Origin of the sequence: Aeromonas veronii bv. veronii (assembly GCF_000820225.1) — a bacterium.
In the GTDB taxonomy this organism is placed as follows: domain Bacteria; phylum Pseudomonadota; class Gammaproteobacteria; order Enterobacterales; family Aeromonadaceae; genus Aeromonas; species Aeromonas veronii.
Window position 1 is genome coordinate 188,970 of sequence record NZ_CDDK01000013.1, and the last position, 14,529, is coordinate 203,498.

At 60.5% G+C, this 14,529-nt stretch carries 15 protein-coding genes; 13 read left to right on the forward strand and 2 right to left on the reverse strand.

The window, feature by feature from the left end:
* Window positions 1-131: 131 nt before the first annotated feature.
* Window positions 132-1,082, reverse strand: a complete 951-nt coding sequence (gene ylqF, locus BN1139_RS05645; RefSeq protein WP_005334061.1) for a ribosome biogenesis GTPase YlqF — start codon at window positions 1,080-1,082, stop codon at window positions 132-134.
* Between the two features lie 323 nt (window positions 1,083-1,405).
* On the opposite strand from ylqF, the gene BN1139_RS05650 reads away from it, so the two are divergent.
* The 8 genes from BN1139_RS05650 to uhpC all read left to right on the forward strand — a co-directional run bounded on the left by BN1139_RS05650 (window position 1,406) and on the right by uhpC (window position 10,080).
* On the forward strand, window positions 1,406-2,803 hold the full coding sequence (locus BN1139_RS05650; RefSeq protein ID WP_013723912.1) for an alkaline phosphatase: 1,398 nt from the start codon (window positions 1,406-1,408) through the stop codon (window positions 2,801-2,803).
* An 11-nt stretch (window positions 2,804-2,814) separates the two neighbouring features.
* Window positions 2,815-4,203, forward strand: a complete 1,389-nt coding sequence (locus tag BN1139_RS05655) for an alkaline phosphatase (protein WP_013723913.1) — start codon at window positions 2,815-2,817, stop codon at window positions 4,201-4,203.
* Between the two features lie 72 nt (window positions 4,204-4,275).
* Window positions 4,276-4,962: a hypothetical protein gene (locus tag BN1139_RS05660; protein ID WP_005350756.1), complete on the forward strand. Its 687-nt coding sequence runs from the start codon at window positions 4,276-4,278 to the stop codon at window positions 4,960-4,962.
* An 82-nt stretch (window positions 4,963-5,044) separates the two neighbouring features.
* A complete protein-coding gene (locus BN1139_RS05665; RefSeq protein WP_005350752.1) occupies window positions 5,045-5,782 on the forward strand; it encodes a substrate-binding periplasmic protein in 738 nt (245 codons plus the stop codon).
* A gap of 245 nt (window positions 5,783-6,027) precedes the next feature.
* Complete coding sequence (rnk, locus tag BN1139_RS05670) at window positions 6,028-6,423, forward strand: nucleoside diphosphate kinase regulator (protein WP_005350749.1); 396 nt, start codon at window positions 6,028-6,030, stop codon at window positions 6,421-6,423.
* Between the two features lie 193 nt (window positions 6,424-6,616).
* Window positions 6,617-7,207 carry a response regulator transcription factor UhpA gene (gene uhpA, locus BN1139_RS05675; protein WP_005334071.1) on the forward strand — a complete coding sequence of 197 codons (591 nt, stop codon included), beginning with the start codon at window positions 6,617-6,619 and terminating at the stop codon, window positions 7,205-7,207.
* On the forward strand, window positions 7,204-8,724 hold the full coding sequence (gene uhpB, locus BN1139_RS05680; protein WP_005350746.1) for a signal transduction histidine-protein kinase/phosphatase UhpB: 1,521 nt from the start codon (window positions 7,204-7,206) through the stop codon (window positions 8,722-8,724). The genes uhpA and uhpB overlap by 4 nt, the downstream gene beginning before the upstream one ends.
* Before the next feature lie 21 nt (window positions 8,725-8,745).
* Window positions 8,746-10,080, forward strand: a complete 1,335-nt coding sequence (gene uhpC, locus BN1139_RS05685; RefSeq protein ID WP_005350743.1) for an MFS transporter — start codon at window positions 8,746-8,748, stop codon at window positions 10,078-10,080.
* Window positions 10,081-10,172: 92 nt separating this feature from the next.
* Here the strand turns inward: uhpC and BN1139_RS05690 are convergent, their stop codons facing one another.
* Window positions 10,173-11,306, reverse strand: coding sequence for a GGDEF domain-containing protein (locus BN1139_RS05690; RefSeq protein WP_005350740.1), 1,134 nt, complete (start codon window positions 11,304-11,306; stop codon window positions 10,173-10,175).
* Window positions 11,307-11,826: 520 nt separating this feature from the next.
* On the opposite strand from BN1139_RS05690, the gene BN1139_RS05695 reads away from it, so the two are divergent.
* The 5 genes from BN1139_RS05695 to BN1139_RS05705 form a co-directional block, all read left to right on the forward strand.
* Window positions 11,827-12,627, forward strand: a complete 801-nt coding sequence (locus BN1139_RS05695; protein WP_005350738.1) for a transporter substrate-binding domain-containing protein — start codon at window positions 11,827-11,829, stop codon at window positions 12,625-12,627.
* A gap of 100 nt (window positions 12,628-12,727) precedes the next feature.
* Window positions 12,728-13,687, forward strand: coding sequence for an amino acid ABC transporter permease (locus BN1139_RS05700; protein ID WP_013723916.1), 960 nt, complete (start codon window positions 12,728-12,730; stop codon window positions 13,685-13,687).
* Window positions 13,671-13,793, forward strand: coding sequence for a hypothetical protein (locus BN1139_RS21860; protein WP_005350727.1), 123 nt, complete (start codon window positions 13,671-13,673; stop codon window positions 13,791-13,793). Before BN1139_RS05700 ends, BN1139_RS21860 begins: the two co-directional genes overlap by 17 nt.
* On the forward strand, window positions 13,777-13,899 hold the full coding sequence (locus BN1139_RS21865; protein ID WP_005350724.1) for a hypothetical protein: 123 nt from the start codon (window positions 13,777-13,779) through the stop codon (window positions 13,897-13,899). Before BN1139_RS21860 ends, BN1139_RS21865 begins: the two co-directional genes overlap by 17 nt.
* The coding region (locus BN1139_RS05705) for an amino acid ABC transporter ATP-binding protein (protein ID WP_041980265.1) at window positions 13,883-14,529 on the forward strand (647 nt) is incomplete at its 3' end. The genes BN1139_RS21865 and BN1139_RS05705, both read left to right, overlap by 17 nt.

The window sequence follows — 14,529 nt, forward strand, 5'->3', positions numbered from 1 at the left end:
CCATCAGAAGTGGGCGGGCACTTCACCAGATACAACAGAAGAGGCGACCCTGGGGTCGCCTCTTCGTGTTTCGTCCTCTCGGTCACACAAGCTCGCTCGTTGCCAGGCAAGCTCGGGACGCCTGAGGATAACTATTTCTGACGCTTGCGGGCGTACTTGCGACGGGCGCGGGCCTGACGCTCCTCTTCCCGCTCGGCCTTCTCTTTGGCTTTTTGCTCGGCTTCTGCGGCGGCTTCGACAATCTCGACGCTCACCATCTCCGGCGTCTCCAGCGAGATGCGCCCCAGCAGGCCGGAGCGGAACTCGTTGATCAGGATCTCGGACGCCTTGTGCAGGTCGGCCAGCCCCCCTTTGCGCATAAACGCCCGCTGGCGGGCGATCATCTCCAGCAGCTCGATCTCGGTCTCGGGCAACTCGTCAATCTGGTAGCGCGCCTTGATCCGCTCCGGATAGGCCTTGATGAAGTAGTCAGCGGCGAACATGGCGATATCGGCATAGTCGAACACAGTGTCCTTGATGGCCGCGGTGATGGCCAGACGATAACCGCAGGAGGGCGGGTTGAGCTTGGGCCAGAGAAAACCTGGGGTATCGGTCAGGATAACGTTGTTATCCAGCTTGATCCGCTGCTGGGACTTGGTCACCCCCGCCTCGTTGCCAGTACGGGCGATGATGCGCCCCGCCAGGGTATTGATCAGAGTGGACTTGCCCACGTTGGGGATCCCCATGATCATCGCCCGCACGCCGCGCAGCTCAAAATTGCGCTCCGGCAGCATCTCGTGGCAGAGAGTCAGCAGTTGCTTGATCTTCTCCGGCTCTTGTTGCGTCAGCGGCAGCGCCTTGATCCCCTTCTCTTTTTCCATGTGCGCCACCCACAGATCGGTGATCGCCGGATCGGCCAGGTCCGCCTTGTTCAGCACCTTGATCACCGGGGTATCACCACGCAGCTCGGGCACCAGCGGGTTTTCGCTGGAGAAGGGGATGCGGGCATCGAGCATCTCGATGATCACATCGACCTGGGGCATGACCTCGGCAATCTCTTTGCGGGCCTTGTGCATGTGACCGGGGAACCAGTTGATGGACATATCCGTTACTCTCTGTGGGGGCTGCGGGCGCACGCATGGAACAACAAGCGCTCTGCCGCGGGCATCGAACGAAGGGGGCGCATTTTACCTGCTGCGGGCCTCTTTTGACAGGTCATTCTAGCCATCACTTCATCAAATCAGCAAACCGCCGAGGTGGAGCGACCTTGCCGGAAACGACCGGGCCAACTCGCCCAATTGACAGATAACACATTGATATAGTGTAACATTTTCATCGCTTTTTCACACAACCGTCACCGATAGTCAGTAAAAGTGTCATCTGCCCCCTCTAGGCTGCGCTCAGGTTTTACAAGGAGCGAACCCCAATGAGAAAAATGGCAGGACTTGCAGTGATGATCGGCGCCGCCCTGGCTGCCGGCTGCAAATCAGACAATGACACGGTGGCGACCAAGCCCGCAGCCCAACCCACCAACGTCATCTTCTTCCTCGGTGACGGCATGGGCCTCAACACCCTGACGGCGGCCCGCATCTACGGTGTCGGCGAAGAGGGTGATCTCACCATCGATACCCTGCCAGAGACGGCCTTTATCAAGACCTTCTCCCACGATGCCCAGGTCACTGACTCGGCCCCCTCCATGGCGGCCTACATGACCGGGGTCAAGAGCAACAACGGCGTCATCAGCATGGACGGCGACGCCACCTATGAGAGCGACTGCAGCAAGAGCGCCGGCAAGCCGGTGACAACCCTGCTGGAGCTGGCCAAAGCCGATGGCCGCGGTACCGGTGTGGTAACCAGCACCCGGGTAACCCACGCCACCCCGGCGGCTACCTATGCCCATATCTGCAACCGGGATCTGGAGGCGGATATCGCCGTCCAGCTGGTACCGGGCGGCAAAGGCTACAACAGCGCCCTCAAGGAGGGGCTGGATGTGGTGCTCGGTGGCGGCAGCAGTTTCTTCCTGCCCAAAGCCGACAAGGGCAAGCGGGAGGATGGCCGCAACCTCATCAGCGAAATGCAGGCCAAGGGCTACCAGTTTGCCAGCAATCTGGATGAGCTGAACAAGGCCGATGCGGGCAAGCCGCTGCTGGGCCTGTTTGGTTCCAGCCACATGAAATATGACCTGGACCGTCCCGCCAGCGAGCCGTCACTGGCCCAGATGACCTTGGCCGCCATCAAGCAGCTCAAGGGCAAAGAGAAGGGTTACTTCCTGATGGTGGAAGGGGGCCGTATCGACCACGCCCTGCACGACACCAACGCCAAGCGGGCGCTGCAGGACACCATAGCCTTCGACAACGCCATCAAGGCTGCTATCGACGAGGTGAAAAAGAGCGACCCCGAGCTGAAAAACACCCTGATCGTGGTCACCGCCGATCACGACCACACGCTAGTGCTCAACGGCTATGCCAAGCGCACCGGCAAGACCACCGCCGACAACCCCGGCGTACTCGGGCTGGTGAGGAACTACGAGACTGGCGAGCCAAGCAAGGATAGCGAGGGTATGCCCTACACCATCATCGGTTTTGGCAACGGCTACAACCGGGTAGATGGCCCGCGCAGCAGCGTCGCCCCGCTCGACGATGCCACCGTCTCCGCCAATGACTACCACCAGGAAGTGGTGGTCAAGGTAGGCGAGATCGGCAACGAGACCCACGGCGGCACCGATGTCTTCCTCGGCGCCATCGGCAAGGGGGCTGACAGCTTCCATGGCTCTCTCGATAACACCGCCGTGTTCGGCAAGATCAAGGCTGCGGCCAAGCTGTAAGGAGCATTTTCATGAGCAAACAGATGAAATCTATCAAGCACACGCTGGTCTGCGCCGCCCTGTTCAGTGCGCTGGGCGCAACCTCCCAGGCACAGGCCGGTGATGCCAAAAACGTCATTCTCTTTATCGGTGATGGCATGGGCCCCACCGTGCTCACCGCCACCCGCCTGTTCAAGGTGGGGGAAGAGGGCAATCTGGAGATGATGAAACTGCCGCGCAGTGCCCGCATCAAGACCTTCTCCAATGATGCCCAGACCACCGACTCGGCCCCCTCCATGGCGGCCTACACCACCGGGGTCAAGATGAACAACGAGGTGATCGCCATGAGCAGCGACACCAAAGCCGTTGCCCCCGGCAAAGACGTCAATGGCAACAAAACCGTCAACAATTGCAGCAGCGATAACGGCAAGCCGGTGCCCACCATCCTGGAGTTGGCCAAGGCGGCAGGCAAATCGGTCGGAGCCGTCACCACCACCGAGCTGACCCACGCGACCCCGGCAGCCACCTACGCCCACATCTGCCATCGGGATGCCGCTTATGACATCGCTGCACAAGCTGTTCCGGGAGGAGCAGGTTTCAACCAGGCGCTGGGGGATGGGGTCGATGTGCTGATGGGCGGTGGTGCCAACCACTGGACTCCCTACAGCGCCAGCAACAAGGGCGGTCGCAATGACAACCGCGACCTGACCGCCGAGATGAAGGCACAGGGATACAGCTATGTCACCACCCAAAGTGAACTGGCCAAGGTCACCAGTGGCAAGGTGCTCGGTCTGTTCAGCAGCAAATCCCACCTCGACTACGAGCTGGATCGGGTCGCCAAGGGGGCTGCCAATACCCAGCCATCCCTCTCCGAAATGACCGCCAAAGCGATCGACCTGCTGAGCAAGAACAGTCAGGGTTACTTCCTGATGGTAGAAGGCGGCCGGATCGATCACGCCCTGCACGGCACCAATGCCAAGCGCTCGCTCACCGACGCGGTGGCACTGGATGAGGCGGTCAAGACGGCGCTGGGTAAAGTGGATCTCAACAATACCCTTATCGTGGTCACCGCCGACCATGACCACACCATGACCATTAACGGCTACTCCGCCAAGGGCAATCCGGTGCTGGATCTGGTGAAAAATAGCGATGGCTCGACCCAGAACGACGTGGATGGCAAGCCCTTCACCACCCTGGTGTTCGGTAACGGCCCCAATCGTGCGGCCGTGCGCCCGGTCCTCACCAGTGATCAGGTGATGGCCAATGACTACCTGCAGGAGACCGGCGTCAAACTGACATCGGAAACCCACGGCGGCGGCGATGTGATGCTGTTTGCCGATGGCGCCGGCAGCAACCGCTTCAAAGGCACACTGGATAACACCAAGGTGTTTGGCAAACTGCGGGAGGCGCTCGGCCTGTAAGCAGCAGGGGCCCGGGTGCATCTGAGCAATTGACTCAGCGGCCCGGGCCCCGGCTCTTTCGAGCGACAGATGATGATGCGACTTTTGCTTTCGTTATGGCTGCTTGGCAGCACCCTCGCCTTCCCCCTGCATGCTGACGACACGCCCCCGGATCTCGCCGCCCGGATCAGCTATCACGACCGGAACACCGGCAGCGATGGCATCGCCAGAGAGAGTGTCTGGCAAGAGAAGTGGCTGCGCGTGGGCAATCAGGTGTGGAGCCAGCGGCTCATTCCCCTCCCCCTTGCCCGTGCCTATCACGCCACTCACGACGCCACACCCGGCCACAAGCACTTTACCCACCAGATGGCGGCCCGCTGGGTCAGCCGCAGTGATGAGGGTGAACTTCAGCTGCGCTATGCCGACAGCTGGCACAACCAGCTGGTTGAAGTGCCGGTGGAAGAGTATGGCCAGGTGGCCTTCAAGCCCGACTGGCCGCGGATCCGCCATCTCGTCAACCCCACGCTGATCGAGGGGATGACACCGCTGGATGAGGCCGCCCCCGAGCAGGCCCGCTGGTATGAAAAGCGCGAAGGGCAGCAACGAACCCGGATTCTCTGGTCGAGTCAGTGGCAGATCCCGCTGGTGGTCGAATCGGCCAGTCTCGACGGCTATCGCAGCTACCGGATGGAGGTGACCCTGCGCAAGCTGCCTGCTCAGCTCCCCTGGCAGCAACTCGCTGATTACGAAGTGCGCGATCTGCGGGATTTCTTCGACTGAGATCCCAACCCATCCGCGGGTGCAACGACAACGCAGGCAGGAATGTTACACTCTGCATATTCGACTCTGGCTCACGACCTTGATGCGCGCTCTCTGCCTGCCCTTTTTTGCACTGCTGTTATTGCTGGTACACACCGGTGCCCAGGCTATTGTGCTGGTGGCGGCCGAGTTGCCCCCCTATGTCATTCGCTCCTCTCACGGCAAACCAAGCGGTGTCGCCATCGAGATCATGGAAGAGGCCGCCCGACGCCTTAAAGAACCGCTCACCATCGAGTTGATGCCGCTTCCACGTGCACTGACCCAGACAATTCACCGCCCCGATGTATTGATGATACCGCCCGTGCGAAGCAGTCAGCGAGAGCACCTCTATCAGTGGGTAACGCCCATCCTCGATGAGCAATTTTTGATCGTCAGCGATCGCCGGTTTCATCCAAAAGCCCTGAAAAGCAGCGATTTGAAAAACCTTGATGTGGGCGTGCTGCGCTACTCGTTTGGTCAACACCTACTCAAACAACGCATCGGGATCCGGGGAGAGACAGTAGCAGATGAGCAACTCAACGCTCATAAACTCCATCGCGGTCGCATTGATGCCTGGGTCGCCGCATGGAATGTCATCCTGTATGCCCAACAACAAGACAAACGCTCATCACAACAGCTGGTTCGCGGGGAAGTGTTGATGAACACCCAACTGTTCCTGGCCGCTCACAAGGATTTCCCCTTCAAACAGGCGCAGCGCTGGCAAGCCGTGATAGACGAGATGCGCCATGATGGCACACTGGCGCGGATCATCCGTCAGTACAACTATCAGGCTCCTGAGTAGTCACTCAATCACGGTTGCCAAGGCCGGCCAGAATGGTTATGGTAGCCCCATGAAAATACTCGCTATTTCCGCGCATTTGCTCACACCCTGCTGAGCCCCCGCCTCGCTCCTTCGGCCGCGAGTCGCTTGGGGGCATGGCATTTTCAATCGATTGAACCTGTTGAATCCATTTTTGTAACACTTTGCGTGATGGCCAACCTGCACCCGCCGGTATGGGCCTATCCGCTATTGATAAGGAATATCTTATGAAACAACCTCATCTGGTTATCTCCAGCCTTGATCTGGACCGTATCGAACAACTGCTTGGCACCCACCCGCAGCATCTGGCCCTGCAAGAGGAGCTGGACCGCGCCGAGATCCGCGAACCAGCCGACATGCCGCCGGACGTGGTCACCATGAACAGCAAGGTACGCTTCAAGATGCAGAGCAGCGGCAACGAGTTCTGCCTGACCCTAGTCTACCCGCGCGATGCCAAAGGCGACGAGAGCAACATCTCGGTACTGGCGCCGGTGGGCAGCGCCCTGCTCGGTCTGAAAGTGGGCGACAGCATCGCCTGGCCGGGCCCGGCCGGTCGCACCATCGAGGTCGAAATTCTGGAAGTGGTTTATCAGCCGGAGCGCGCCGGCGAGCTGCACCGCTGAGTCCCCCGGGCTGGTCATCCCCCTGTTGATCAGCCCGCTTGCTCGCCCTTGCCAGCTGATCCCGATCAAGCTTTACGCACCTTGCCCCCCGGTTTTTAGCCCCTTTTCCTGCTGCTGCTTGAGCCTGACTCGGGGGGCAGGTATCTTGTTGGCCGCGTCATGGTCATGACGCACCGAATTTCAGGCTGACATCATGATAAAAATTGCCCTCATCGACGATCACCAGATCGTCCGATCCGGTTTTGCCCAACTGCTCAATCTGGAGCCCGACCTGCAGGTGGTCGCCGAATTCGGCTCCGCCAGCGACGCCCTTGCCGGCCTGCCCGGCAGCGGGGCGCGAGTCTGCGTCTGCGACATCTCGATGCCCGACCAATCGGGGCTGGATCTGCTCAAGCAGCTCCCCTCCGGTCTCGCGGTGGTGATGCTCTCGGTACACGACAGCCCCGCCCTCATCGAGCAGGCACTGCAGACCGGTGCCAAAGGATTTCTCTCCAAGCGCTGCAGTCCGGACGAGCTGATCGCCGCGGTGCGCACCGCCGCCCAGGGGGGGTGTTATCTGACGCCGGACATCGCCCAGAAACTGGCCAGCAGCAGCCGGGATCCCCTCACCAATCGGGAGCGGGAGATTGCCCAGTTGCTGGCACAGGGGCTGGAGGTGAAGGCCATCGCCGAGCAGCTCGGCCTCTCCCCCAAAACCGTCCACGTCCATCGCGCCAACCTGATGGACAAGCTCAAGGTCAGCAACAACGTCGAGCTGGCCCACCGCATGCTGGATAGCTGGTGATCTCCCGTTTTGCCAGCTATGTCGCCATCGCGCTGGCGGCCTGCTTCATTTTTGCCGCCGGCTGGTTTTGCCTCTGGAGCATCAGCCTGCATCTGGCGGGTGGCCCGGCGCTGGCAGTGCTGCTGTTCCCCTTTGGCCTGCGCCTCGGCTTGCTGCTGCAAAGTCCCGGCCACTACTGGCCGCCGCTATTATTGTGCGAAGGGCTGCTGCTCTACTGGCTCAATCTGGAAGTGGGGCTGCCCCACTGGCCGTGGCTGGTCGCGGGCAGTCTGCTGACCCTGCTACCGCTGCTGATTGCCCGTCGCCAGCAGGTGCGCAACGACTGGCAGCAACTGTTGCTGCTGCTCGCCACCGTCACGGCGGCGGCGCTGCTGCAAGCCCTGCTCTGGCATCTGGCCGGGGAAGATGGCCTCTCGGCCCTGCTGCTCAGCCTGACCGGCGGGCTGACGCTGACCTCCACCTGCATGCTGATCTGGCACTACCTCACCCGCGCCACCTGGGTGCCGCTGGGGCCTGCGCTGGTGGATCAACCGGTGGAGTGGCGCTTTCGCCATCTGGTCTGGTATCTGCTGCTGTTCGTATTGAGCCTCTGGCTGCAACTGGGATTGCCCAACTCGCTGGTACGCTTTACCCCGTTTTGTCTCGCCATCCCCATCATCGCCATGGCGTGGCGCTACGGCTGGCAAGGGGCGCTGCTCGCCACCCTGATGAACACCATCGCCCTGCTGGCCAGTCAGGCCTGGCACGATCACCCCCTCGATCTGCTGCTCTCCCTGCTGGCCCAGAGCCTCACCGGCCTGCTGCTGGGTGCCGGGATCCAGCGCCAGCGTGAGCTCAATCAGGCGCTGACCCGCCAGCTCGCCCACAATCGCCAGCTCACCGAGCGGCTGCTGGAGACCGAGGAGAGCATCCGCAAGGAGGTAGCGCGCGAGCTGCACGACGATATCGGCCAGACCATCACCGCCATTCGTACCCAGGCTGGCATAGTGCGCCGCCTCGCCCCCGATAACGCAGGTGTCGGTCAGAGCAGTGCCCTCATCGACACACTGTCGCTCGGGATCTATGACGCGGTGCGCGGCCTGCTCGGGCGGCTGCGCCCGCGCCAGCTCGACGACATGACTCTGGAACAGGCGGTACGGGCACTGCTGCGGGAGCTGGAGCTGGAGCGCCACGGCATCGTCACCCGTCTGGAGTGGCAGCTGGCGGATAGGGATCTCTCGGATGCCCAGCGGGTCACCCTGTTTCGGGTCTGTCAGGAGGGGCTCAACAACGTGGTCAAACATGCCAACGCCCACTCGGTCACCATTCGCGCTCGGGCCTGCGGCGAGCAGTTGCAACTGGTGCTGGAAGATGATGGCCGCGGTTTGCCGGAAAGCCGCCCGCAACAGGGCTATGGCCTGCTCGGCATTCGCGAGCGGGTACAGGCCCTCGGGGGCAGTCTGCAACTCTCCTGCATCCACGGCACTCAGCTGACGGTCAACCTGCCCAGTCGCAGACGGGAAGAGAGTCATGGCTAATCACCACCAGAGGGCCTGCCTGTGCTGAGTTTTATGAGAAGCGCGCCGCACCGGCCCCTTATCCGGGATCAGGCCGAGATCGACGCCACCTATCGCCACTGGCGGCTGCATCTGCTGCTGACCATGTATCTGGGCTACGCGGTCTTCTACTTCACCCGCAAGAGCTTCAACTTCGCCATGCCGGACATGCTGGCGAGCGGCATGCTGGACAAGTCCGACATCGGCATGCTCTGGACCCTGTTCTACATCACCTACGGCTGCTCAAAGTTCTTCTCCGGCATCATCAGTGACCGCGCCAACCCGCGCTACTTTATGGGTGTCGGACTGATGGCCACCGGCGTTATCAACATACTGTTCGGCCTCTCGTCGGCACTCTGGATGTTTGCCGCCCTCTGGGTCGCCAACGCCTTCTTCCAGGGCTGGGGTTGGCCCCCCTGCTCCAAGCTGCTCACCAGCTGGTATTCGCGTACCGAGCGCGGCGTCTGGTGGTCGGCCTGGAACACCGCTCACAACGTCGGTGGGGCGCTCATTCCCCTTATCGTCAGCACCATCGCCCTGCAACATGGCTGGCGCTACGGCATGATAGTGCCCGGCCTTATCGCCATCATCGCGGGGTTGTTCCTCTGCTGGCGGCTGCAGGATACCCCGAGCGCCATGGGACTGCCGACAGTAGGCGAGTGGCGCAAGGATGCCATGGAGCTGGCCCAGCAGACTCAGGATGCGGGGCTCTCCCATCGCCAGATCCTGCGCAAATATGTGCTGGGCAACCCCTATATCTGGCTGCTCGCCTGCTGCTACGTGTTGGTCTATGTGGTGCGCACCGCCATCAATGACTGGGGCAATCTCTACATGACCGAGCAGCGCGGCTTCAATCTGATGAGCGCCAACTCGGCCATCTCCATGTTCGAGGTGGGGGGCTTTATCGGCGCTTTGGTGGCGGGTTGGGGATCGGACAAGCTGTTCAACGGCAACCGTGGCCCGATGAACCTCATCTTTGCGGTGGGGATCCTGCTGGCGGTGGGATCGCTCTGGCTGATGCCCTTCTTCAGCTATGTGATGCAGGCGGCCTGCTTCTTTACCATCGGCTTTTTCGTGTTTGGCCCCCAGATGCTGATCGGCATGGCGGCGGCGGAGTGCTCCCACAAAAACTCGGCTGGAGCGGCCACCGGCTTTGTCGGCCTGTTTGCCTACATGGGGGCGGCGCTGTCGGGCTATCCGCTGGCCAAGGTGATGGAGATCTGGCACTGGAACGGCTTCTTCGTGGTGATCTCGGTGGCGGCAGGCGTCTCGGCCCTGCTGCTGCTCCCCTTCCTCAAGGCGCAGGCACCGAGAACCGCTCAAGCGAATGCAGAGTAGCGGGTGGCAGCTGACGAGCTATATCCGGCAAACAGAAACAATCAGGGCGCGGATCACCGCGCCCTGATTTTATTCCTGAACCTATTCCTGCATCAGGCCGCCTGACAGACCCGGTTTTTTCCTTCCCGCTTGGCCCGATAGAGAGCGTCATCCGCACGGCTGAACAGGCTGTCAAAGTGCCACTCCCCCTGCCAGTGAGCAATACCCATGCTGACGGTGATATGGATCCCCTCTACCTCGCTGGCCGCAAGCTGAACACGCAGTGACTGGCACCGGGCGATCGCCTCCTCTGCGGTGGCATGGCGAAACAGCAGCACAAACTCCTCGCCCCCAAAGCGACTGGCCAATACGCCCTCCAGCTCGCGCAGTGCCAACCCGACCTGCTCCAGCACCCGATCCCCCACCTCATGACCATGCCGATCGTTGATCTGCTTGAAGTCATCCAGATCGAGCACCACCAACGCCCCCTGCTGTGCAGGGCGTCCCCGGGCCAGACGTTCCATAAAACCACGGCGATTGAGTAACCCGGTCAGCGGGTCATGACTGGCCTGATAGCGCAGCGCCAGCGCCCGGTGCTGGTTGCAGAGCAGTAGCACCCCGAAGGTGAGCATGGAGCTACCCACCAGCATGGAGACATAGGGCAACACGTTGAACAGCTGACGCTGGAACGGGCTTTCGATCACCTCGCCCCACACGGTAAACATCCGCATCAGGGTCATGGCGATCAGCACCAGATTGAGGCCAATCAGCACCCAGACCGCCACCTGATAATCGGGTCGGCCGTGACGCCAGAGCTGCCAGATGATGAGCGTACTGAGCATGAGGAAGGTGGCACTGCTGATCATCACCCGCACCGCAATCCGGCCATCGATGGCGACCGACCAGGTCATGACGGCGGCAAACAGCAGGATGAATCCCCAGCAGACAGGCCAGCCCGGCGATTGACGGAAGAAACAGCGTTGGGCGACTAGCAATAACGACACATGAAAAATCAGGAAGACATTGCCCACCCAGGAGCCATAGGGGGTGGGTGTCAGCAGCAGACTGGCAAATCCCGCCTGACCCAGCATGGCAAACAGACTGGACCACCACCAGACCCCGACGCCGGGAATATCGTTGTGGGTAACGCGAATGATGGTAAGAGTGAGGAAACCGAGACAATAGCCACACAAGGCCATGATCATCAAGGTAAAAATATCCAGCTTAAGCAGTAGTGAGGCGTCCATACCAAAGCCATGCAGAGAGGGTAACTGAGTATATGAGAAGCGTTTGCCAAGACCCAGTACGACTTGATGGTTTTCACAATAAAGCCCGTTCGTTTGCTGACAAACAGAGCAATGCGTGTGATATCCCACCAATGCGTATTCGTATCAGCCCCACAAAAAGCCTCTTACGGAGCCCGACAACTCAGTAAGAGCCGCAATCGGCGCCCTGACTTTGTAACAAAATGTCTTGGGGATAATTTGGGCTTGAACCCACCCCATTAGATAGATATGTTGTTTTCGTGTGATTTTATGAATGAAGCCATGAGCAATAAATGCCTCTAACCTGTTGAGTCTTCTGACACAATCTGTTTTTGGTACATTTTTCACTCAACCACTATTCATAGCATCTCATATGGGGCTTTTGTCCCGCTCAAGACATTCATCCTGTCTTGCCTGTTGCCGGATGCAGCAGTCTCTTGTGCCACGGAGTCGCACGGGATCAGGTTCAAGGCCGAACACACCACCGACAGAGACGTCACTTATGATCAAAAAACTGATTCTTTCTACCCTGCTGTTTTGCGGGATCGCCACGGCGGCCCCGACCCCTGCCCCCACCTCCACCCTGGATGCCGTGCTCGAACGCGGCGTGCTGCGAGTCGGCTTCGATGCTGGCTATCAACCCTTCGAGATGACCAACAAGCAGGGCCAGTACATCGGCTTTGACGTGGATCTCGCCAAGATGGTCGCCAAAGAGATGGGCGTGAAGGTCGAGTTCGTCAACACCGCCTGGGATGGCATCATTCCGGCGCTGCTGACCAACAAGTTCGACGTCATCATGGGCGGCATGACCGTCACTCCCCAGCGCAACCTGCGGGTCAACTTCGCCGATCCTTACATCGTGGTCGGCCAGACCATCGTCCTGCGCAAAGAGAAGGCGGGCGAAATCAAATCCTTCACCGACCTCAACGACCCGAAATACAAGATCGCGGTCAAGCTCGGCACCACCGGCGAGCAGGCAGTCAAGCGCCTGATCCCCAAAGCCACCCTGCTGCAGTTTGAAACCCAGGATGACGCCAAGCTGGAAGTGATCAACGGCAAGGTCGATGCGTTCGTCTATGACCTGCCCTACAACGCTATTTTCGCCTCCCAGAATCAGGGCGCCGTGGTGCATCTCGACAAGCCGTTCACCTTCGAGCCGCTGGCTTGGGCCATCCGCAAGGGGGATCAGGACACCCTCAACTGGTTCAACAACTACCTGCGCCAGATCAAGGGCGATGGCAGCTACGACCGTCTCTACAAGAAGTGGTTCGAATCCAACGCCTGGCTGAAGCAGCTCAAATAACCTCTTGGGGGCGGCGCATTGCTGCCCCTGCACCACGCAGCTCCCCACACAATAACGAGAAGAGGTTGTGACTGTGCACACACCCAAACCGACAAGACAGATGGAAAAACAGCCCAATCAGCTGCTCTGGCATGGGGTTTTCCTGCTGATGCTGCTGGTTGCCGTATTCGGCATCTACAAGGCTGTCCAGTCAGTGGATTACACCTGGCGCTGGGAACGCATTCCCCAGTACATCGCCTATCAGGCGGAGCAGAAGAATCTGGCCGAATTTGACGGCACCGTGATGGCGGGCACCAGCGAGGCCGAGAAGGGCAAGCTGTTCCTGCAAGACGATCTCGACCCCAATATACGGCAAGCCATCGCCAGCACCGGCGTACAAGTCGCCGAAGGGGATACCGTTTTTCGTGGCGATACCCTCGACACCCAACTGAGCTGGACCGCAGGCCCCATCGCCTGGGGCGTCTGGGTCACCGTCAAGCTCTCGCTGGTAGCAGGCATCTTCGCCATCCTGCTCGGCACCCTGGCCGGGCTGGCGCGCCTCTCCCCCAATCCCGCCCTGCGCAATCTGGCCATCACCTATGTGGAGCTGATCCGCGGTACACCGCTGCTGGTGCAGATCTTCATCGTCTACTTCTTTATCGGTACCGTGCTGAACCTCGATCGCTTCACCGCCGGGGTCGCCGCGCTGGCCGTCTTTACCGGGGCCTATGTGGCGGAGATCGTCCGCGCCGGTATCAGCTCCATCCACAAGGGGCAGATGGAGGCGGGCCGCAGCCTGGGTATGACCTCCGCCCAGACCATGCGCTATGTCATCCTGCCGCAGGCGTTCAAGCGGGTGCTGCCACCGCTGGCAGGCCAGTTCATCAACCTGATCAAGGACTCCTCGCTGGTCTCGGTCATCTCCATCACCGATCTGACCAAGGCCGGTCGCGAGGTAGTCAGCTCCACCTTCAGTCCGTTCGAGGTGTGGTTTACCGTCGCCTTGCTCTATCTGGTGCTCACCGGCACCCTCTCCTTCCTGGTACGCCGTCTCGAGGTGAAATATGCACGCAGCAACTGATCCCATCATCAAGGTGCAACAGGCATCGAGAAGTGCAGCCATCACCGACACCCTCTTCGCCTTCCCGGTTCGTTTTCTGGAGGTGAAATATGCACGCAGTAACTGATCCCATCATCAAGGTGCAACAGGCGTCGAGAAGTGCAGCCATCACCGGCACCCCCTTCGCCTTCCCGGTTCGTTTTCTGGAGGCGAAAAATGCGCGCAGCAACTGATCCCATCATCAAAGCGACCGGCGTAGAGAAGTTCTACGGTAGCGAAGTGCACGCCCTGAAAAATGTCAGCACCCAGGTGGCCGAAGGGGAAGTGGTGGTGATCGTCGGCCCCAGTGGCTCGGGCAAGTCCACCTTCCTGCGCACCCTCAACCAGCTGGAGACCATCAACGACGGCAACATAGTAGTCGACGGCATCTGCCTGACCGAGCCGGGCGATGTCAACAAGCTGCGGGAAGAGGTGGGCATGGTGTTTCAGTCCTTCAACCTCTTTCCCCACCTGACGGTGCTGGATAATATCTGCCTCGCCCCGCAGAAGGTGCGTGGCCTGTCGCGCCGTGAGGCCGAAGACAGAGCCAAGGCGCTGCTGCTGAAAGTGGGGCTGTCGGTGAAAGCGGCCAGCTATCCCTCCCAACTCTCCGGCGGTCAGCAACAGCGGGTGGCCATCGCCCGGGCGCTCGCCATGCAGCCACGCATCATGCTGTTTGACGAGCCCACCAGTGCGCTCGACCCCGAAATGGTGGGGGAAGTGCTGGATGTGATGAAGGGGCTGGCCCGCGAAGGAATGACCATGGTGGTGGTGACCCACGAGATGGGCTTTGCCCGCGAGGTAGCGGATCGGGTGCTCTTTAT